Genomic DNA, 6,354 nt, shown 5'->3' on the forward strand with positions numbered 1-6,354 from the left:
AAAATATAAGTTAGTTTGAGAGGTTTTTTAGAATAAAAAAATGAACCGAGAATTTAGGCGTAAGTTCTTTTTGATACAGTTTCTTATACTTGAAAGCTACCGCAATTTACATAATTACTGCAATTTTAAAACAGCTCTTAAATTTTTGTCAGTATTATTATTTTTATTCCAATAGGCAGATTTAATAGACTCTAGCTTTGTGGCTTTTGTAGTTAAAGTTGTAGCAGAAGCACCAAACCCACTAACCATTGTTTCTTCCCAACCTAAGATTTGATAAGGGAATTTAGTATCGAAATTAATTTTTAAACTTCTATTTAAATCAGAATACGTTAGAGTGTAAACACCAGAGTTTAGGTTGGCAAAAGCTTTATAAGCTTTTATAGTTTTATGTTTTAGTCTTGTGTATTCTAAAGACGGAATAATATTTAATTCACCAGTAGGTAAGCTTTTTGGATTGATTCTAAGTTTAGTCCATAATTCGTTTTCTGTCCAGGTTTTTTCTAGAGTAAAATTTTGATCAGCTTCACTTTGAAAGTAAGAGTGAGACATTACTTCAAAATCAGCTCTATTGTTGAGTTGTGTGTATACCTGTCCGCACCATTCTTGTATAGAAGCAGAAACTTTTACAGCATGTGTATTGTTAGCAACAGGATAAAATGTGCTTTGCATTATAGAATACGGATAAATACCTGTATTAAAATTTTTGGTAGCATTGAGTTTTAAAACAGGAATATTTGTATCGCTATAATTATCTGCTTTTACTTGAATATCTGGTAAGAAATCCTCAGTAACAAATACTAATACAGCATTGCCATCTCGCATTTCACCATAGCGTGCCTGCTCTAATTTGTAAGAGGTTATTTCTGCTTCACCTGAGTACCAATAATCTTTAAATGCTTTAGATAAAACGGTTTTGGGTTTTACAGGTTCTTCCTTTTTTGTTATAGCTAGTTCTTCGTTAATTTTAGGTTTCTTGTCTTTACAAGACATTGTAATGATAAGCATACATATAAAACACAAAAAAACGATGAGTGCTTTAATGGATTTATTCATCTTTTATATTTTGATATAAAAATACGAAGTAATTACTTGTTAACGATGTTAATTAACGTTTCGTAAAGCAAATGTGTTGGGAGGCCAACAACGTTATTATAAGAACCCTCAATTTTAGTAATGCCTATGGCTCCAATCCATTCTTGTATGCCATAAGCACCAGCTTTATCTAAAGGTTGGTATGTGTTTACATAGTACCAAATCTCTTCATCGCTTAGTGCTTTAAACGTAACTTTGGTAATGGTATTTACTATTTTTTGATTAGACTTTTGTGTAATACAAACCGAAGTCATTACCTGGTGTGTTTTATTGCTTAGAGATTTAATCATTCTAAATGCATCATTCTCATCTTTTGGTTTTTCAATTGCTTTTCCTTCTAACCATACAATGGTATCACTGGTAATTAAAATGTCGTTTTCTTGAAGCTCTTTTGTAAATGCTTCTGCTTTAAGTTTTGCCAAGTAGTCTGTTATTTCAATGCCTTTTAAATCATCTGGATAAATTTCTTCTACAGGTTGAAGGCGTACTTCAAAATCTATATTCATAGATTTTAAAAACGCATGACGCCTTGGTGAGGCTGAAGCTAGTATAATATTGAAATCTTTGAGTTTTTCTTTCAACATAATTAGTTAAATGAAATAAATTGATACAGTAGCATTGAAAGCATTCCTGTAAGCATAATAAGTTTTAGTATTAAGCTAATATGTTTATAATGTGATTTTTGTTCTGCACTAAATAATTTAATACTTACATAAATTAAAGGTGCAATTACAAAGATTAAAAAGTAGCCAACAATAAATTGTTGTTTAAATAAACTGGTAATGACATAGTATACTACAGAAAATAAAGGGATAAGAGATAGGACAAAAGCGATTTTATTAGCACGTTCTCTTCCTAAAATAATCGGTAGTGTTTGCATGCCTGCTTTATAATCTCCATCAATGTCTTCAATATCTTTTACCAGTTCTCTAATAAGGTTAATCATAAAAGCAAAAATGGCATAATCAATAATAATTTTAAAAAATTCTATTTGAGCATTTTTATTTGTTTCTGTAATAACTGGTAATAATTCAAAAATACCTACTAGTAATAAGCTTAATGCCACAACAAGAGACACAACAATATTGCCTATTAAAACCAATTGTTTAAAATAGGAAGCGTAAATGTAAAGTAGCGAAGACGCTATGAAAAACAAAGGAAAATAACCTGACTTGTCTATGCCATTAGCTAAGTAATACCCTAAGCCTACACCTATAATATTTAGAATAATAAAAAGATTTAGTGCTGCTTTTTCAGAAATATATTTGTTAACAATAACACACTCAGGTTTATTGACTTTATCGGTTTCTATATCGTAAATATCATTGATTACATAGCCTCCAGCTGCAATACATAGGGTTGCAATAACCAATAATGAAAATGAAAAAGGACTTAATGCGGTAATAACTCCGTGACTTTCAAAAAAAGGAAGTAGTAGCGCATATTTAATTAAGATTTGCACAAGTGCAATCATAATTAGATTTTTCCAGCGAATTAGATTTAAAAAGTGAATCATTTGAGATTTTTAACGCGAAAGTATTTGATTGATTAGATAATAGATTGTGTAAGCTACAAATGTAAAAACGATAAGACTTATAATTACAGTTCTAATAAATAATTTACGTTCTTGTTTTCGTATTTTATCTTTTATTTTTTGTTTGTCGGCTTTACTAAGGTCTTTATGTAAAAAATCCATTTGATAATGGAGATGTGCTTCAAGATCTAGTTTTTCTTTATAAACAGAAAAGGGAGTACTTGTTTTTTGGTTAAAAGTAGATTGGCTATTACCAAAACCTATATAACCAAAGCCTGTACTATGTCTTCTGCTTCTACGTGCCATTCTTATTTAATCATACTTAGCATCAAAATTCCCGTTCCACTTATTATGTACTTTAAGTACTTGCTCAATAACATCGCGTACAGCACCTTTACCACCATTTTTATGAGAAATATATTTTGAAACAGCTTTTATTTCTATAGCAGCATCTTGCGGACAACAAGGTAATTCAACCAGTTTCATTACTGGATAATCTGGTATATCGTCTCCCATGTACAATACTTCAGATTTAGAGAGTTTATACTTCTCTAAATAATCGTTGAGTTGTTCTATTTTATTGTGCGCACCTAAGTAAATATCTTTAATGCCTAAACCTTCTAAACGTTTACGTACACCTTCGTTAGAGCCGCCAGAAATAATGCAAACATTAAAACCAGCATCTACAGCTGTTTTTAAAGCAAAGCCATCTTTAATGTTCATTCTACGTAACATTTCACCTTTAGTGGTAACTGTAATTGTTCCGTCGGTAAGTACACCATCTACATCAAAAATAAAGGTAGAAATTTGTGCTAGGTATTCTTTATAACTTTTGTCTTGATTTTCGTCCATTTTTTTATGTTTAAGTCACTTCAATTATATTCAGTGACCAGTTTTGTTTTTAGTTTTTCTATGATTTTTATATATAGTAGAAACACCATGAGTTTTCTTAATCGATGCTGTTAAAAACTCGTAAATAGCCTTGTGTTCTTCAGATTCTATTTGTTTTAAATGACGCTTAATTGTTTTTTTGTCATTTCGTTTTGCAGGTCCTGTTTGCGCCATATAAGGTGACATATCTTGTACCTTTCTAGCTGTTTCCATAATTAATGGTTTCAAGATGTCAAAATTTATGTTTTTAGCATCGCTTATTTCGTGTGCAATTCGGTATAATTGATTGGTGAAATTATTCACAAAAACAGCTGAAAGGTGTAAGGTTTGGCGTTGCTCTGTTGTAATTTTATGAGGTGTACAGCCTAATGTGTTTGCTAAATCTTTCATAAACTGAAGGTTTGTTTTTTCTGTAACCTCTACACAAATTGGTATTTCGCTAAAATCCACATCAGCATTTTTAGAAAATGTCTGTAACGGATAAAAAACAGCACGTTGATTTTTTTTATCTAAATCGTGTATAGAAACACTGCCAGAAGTGTGTGCTACAAGTCTGTTTTCAAAAGGTAAATCTTTTGATAATTTAGCGATACTATCGTCACTAACAGCCATAATATAGATATCAGCGTTCTTTAGTTTTGACAGATCATCTATAGTTTCAACATCATTAGAGTACGAAGAAATGTCGCTATAGGTACGATTATACCATTGTTTAATGGTAATGTTTTCTGCTTTTTTAAAAGCTTTATAGAGATGAGTGGCAACATTGCCAGCACCAAGAAGTATTACAGATTTCATGCTGTAAAAATAGTAAGATTTAGATTAAAAGAATAACTTTGAAATATGAAGAAAATGGATATAAAGACGAGGGAAGATGTATTTTTATTAGTTTCTACATTTTACGAAAAAGTGAGAAAGGATGAAATTTTAGGGCTATTTTTCAACGAAACTATTAAAGATTGGGATGCGCATTTAGAGCTTTTAACCATGTTTTGGGAGTCAAGTTTATTCCTGAAAACCAAGTATTACGGTAATCCTTTAGAAGCTCATATAAAAGTTGATACAGTACACAATAATAGTATTACAGAAAAGCATTTTGGTTTGTGGTTAAACCTGTGGTTACAAACTATAGACGAACTCTTTGAAGGTGATTTTGCCGAAAATGCCAAGCGACGTGCCCGAAAAATGAGTACATTTCTATTTTTAAAGATTTTTGAAGCTAGAAACACTTAACGTCTTTTTTGGTAAATTTTAACGCTTTTCCATACTTAATTTAGAACCTTTAAATGCCTAAAAAGCGTTATCTTTGCCACGCTTAAAATTAAGCCTTAATAGCTATGCAAAAAAAAATCGCTAATTTTCTATTTTCCACAAAGCTTACTGCTGTTTTATTTATTGTTTTTGCTGTAGCTATGGCAGCAGGAACCTTGTTAGATAGAAACATGGAGACCTCTCCAACTCCATATACAAGAACTTTAATTTATAATGCCTGGTGGTTTGAGACTATAATGGTATTTTTTGTAATTAATTTTATAGGAAATATTGTTAGGTATAAGCTACATAAAAAAGAAAAATGGGCTACACTATTATTGCACTTGTCTTTTATTTTTATCTTTTTAGGGGCTTTTGTGACAAGATATATTGGCTACGAAGGTATGATGGCTATAAGAGAAGGAGCTACAGAAAGTCAATTTCGTTCACAAAAAACTTACATAAGTGGTAGAATTCTTGGTGATTTTGCAATAAACGGACAATTACAGCAAAGAAACATCATGGAAGAGGTTGATTTTTCACCTCGTTTAGATAATGACTTTGATAAGACTTATGATTATGGTGGTACTGAAGTGAATTTTAAGCTTAAAAAATTCATTAAAGGTGCAGAAGAAGATATCTCACCAAATGAGAATGGAGAAAATTATCTAAAAATTGTAGAAGCGAGTAGTGGAGGTTCTCATAATCACTTCTTAAAAGAAGGCGAGGTCGCTAACATGCATAATGTACTTATATCTTTAAACAAAGAACAGCAAGGCGCCATAAATATTATAAATAACGAAGAAGGTATTTTTATAAAATCTCCTTTTGAAGGAGAATATTTAACCATGGCAACCATGGCAACAGGTAGATTAGTAAAAGATAGTTTGCAGCCTTTAATTTTACGATCGCGCTATATTATTGGTAATATGCAATTGGTGTTTCCAAAGCCTGTTATAAAAGGTGTGTTTGATATTGTTAAGAAACCAGTGTTTTTAAGGGGTGATGAAAGTGGTGCTGTTTTAGATGTTACAGCAAATGGTGAAACAAAAACAATTAACTTATTAGGTGGACCAGGTACTTTTAATAGATTAGAAGAAATTAATGTAGGTGGATTAGATATTGCTTTACGTTTTGGTTCTAGAATGGAACAATTACCATTTGAAGTTAAGCTAAACGATTTTATTGCTGAAAAATATCCTGGTACAGAAAAAGCGTATTCTTCTTACGAGAGTAAAGTTACAGTTATAGATAAGGAACATGGTGATTTTGATTATCATATTTATATGAATCACATTCTTAATCATAGAGGGTATCGTTTTTTTCAGGCGAGTTTCGATCCAGATGAAAAAGGAACTGTACTCTCTGTAAACAATGATCGTTGGGGAACTTACTTTACTTACGCAGGTTATATTCTTTTATATTTTGGGTTATTAGCTATTCTATTTGTAAATCATACGCGTTTCGATACTATAAGAAAACGACTGAATAAGCTTAAAGAGAAGAAAGCTAAATTAATGACAATGGTGGTGTTGTTATTAAGTTTTTCTGGTTTCGGTCAGGCACATTCGCAAGATGATGGTCAT

8 protein-coding genes are annotated in these 6,354 nt (G+C 31.2%); 2 read left to right on the forward strand and 6 right to left on the reverse strand.

The genetic code is table 11. The features are described 5' to 3' along the window. Positions 1 to 114 precede the first annotated feature (114 nt). Genes N4A42_RS11925 through N4A42_RS11950 form a run of 6 tightly spaced genes read right to left on the reverse strand, consistent with a single transcriptional unit; the run spans position 115 to position 4,315 of the window. A complete protein-coding gene (locus tag N4A42_RS11925; RefSeq protein WP_294074282.1) occupies positions 115 to 1,053 on the reverse strand; it encodes a septum formation inhibitor Maf in 939 nt (312 codons plus the stop codon). A 32-nt stretch (positions 1,054 to 1,085) separates the two neighbouring features. Then, positions 1,086 to 1,676, reverse strand: coding sequence for a Maf-like protein (locus N4A42_RS11930; protein WP_294074284.1), 591 nt, complete (start codon positions 1,674 to 1,676; stop codon positions 1,086 to 1,088). 2 nt (positions 1,677 to 1,678) lie between these two features. After that, positions 1,679 to 2,608 carry a geranylgeranylglycerol-phosphate geranylgeranyltransferase gene (locus N4A42_RS11935; protein ID WP_294074286.1) on the reverse strand — a complete coding sequence of 310 codons (930 nt, stop codon included), beginning with the start codon at positions 2,606 to 2,608 and terminating at the stop codon, positions 1,679 to 1,681. A 9-nt stretch (positions 2,609 to 2,617) separates the two neighbouring features. Next, on the reverse strand, positions 2,618 to 2,932 hold the full coding sequence (locus N4A42_RS11940) for a hypothetical protein (protein ID WP_294074288.1): 315 nt from the start codon (positions 2,930 to 2,932) through the stop codon (positions 2,618 to 2,620). A gap of 6 nt (positions 2,933 to 2,938) precedes the next feature. Further along, positions 2,939 to 3,478, reverse strand: coding sequence for an HAD family hydrolase (locus N4A42_RS11945; RefSeq protein WP_294074290.1), 540 nt, complete (start codon positions 3,476 to 3,478; stop codon positions 2,939 to 2,941). A 30-nt stretch (positions 3,479 to 3,508) separates the two neighbouring features. Next, positions 3,509 to 4,315 (reverse strand): Rossmann-like and DUF2520 domain-containing protein, encoded by an 807-nt coding sequence (locus N4A42_RS11950; protein WP_294074291.1) that lies wholly within the window; start codon positions 4,313 to 4,315, stop codon positions 3,509 to 3,511. A gap of 45 nt (positions 4,316 to 4,360) precedes the next feature. Here N4A42_RS11950 and N4A42_RS11955 point away from each other — a divergent pair, with 45 nt between their 5' ends. Together N4A42_RS11955 and N4A42_RS11960 are read left to right on the forward strand one after the other, a co-directional pair. Then, entirely contained in the window at positions 4,361 to 4,750 is a 390-nt protein-coding gene (locus tag N4A42_RS11955) for a group III truncated hemoglobin (RefSeq protein WP_294074293.1), read from the forward strand. Between the two features lie 104 nt (positions 4,751 to 4,854). After that, positions 4,855 to 6,354, forward strand: a 1,500-nt coding sequence (locus N4A42_RS11960) for a cytochrome c biogenesis protein ResB (protein ID WP_294074295.1), incomplete at its 3' end; no start/stop codon positions are given.

The organism is Winogradskyella sp., assembly GCF_025210595.1.
Taxonomy (GTDB): domain Bacteria; phylum Bacteroidota; class Bacteroidia; order Flavobacteriales; family Flavobacteriaceae; genus Winogradskyella.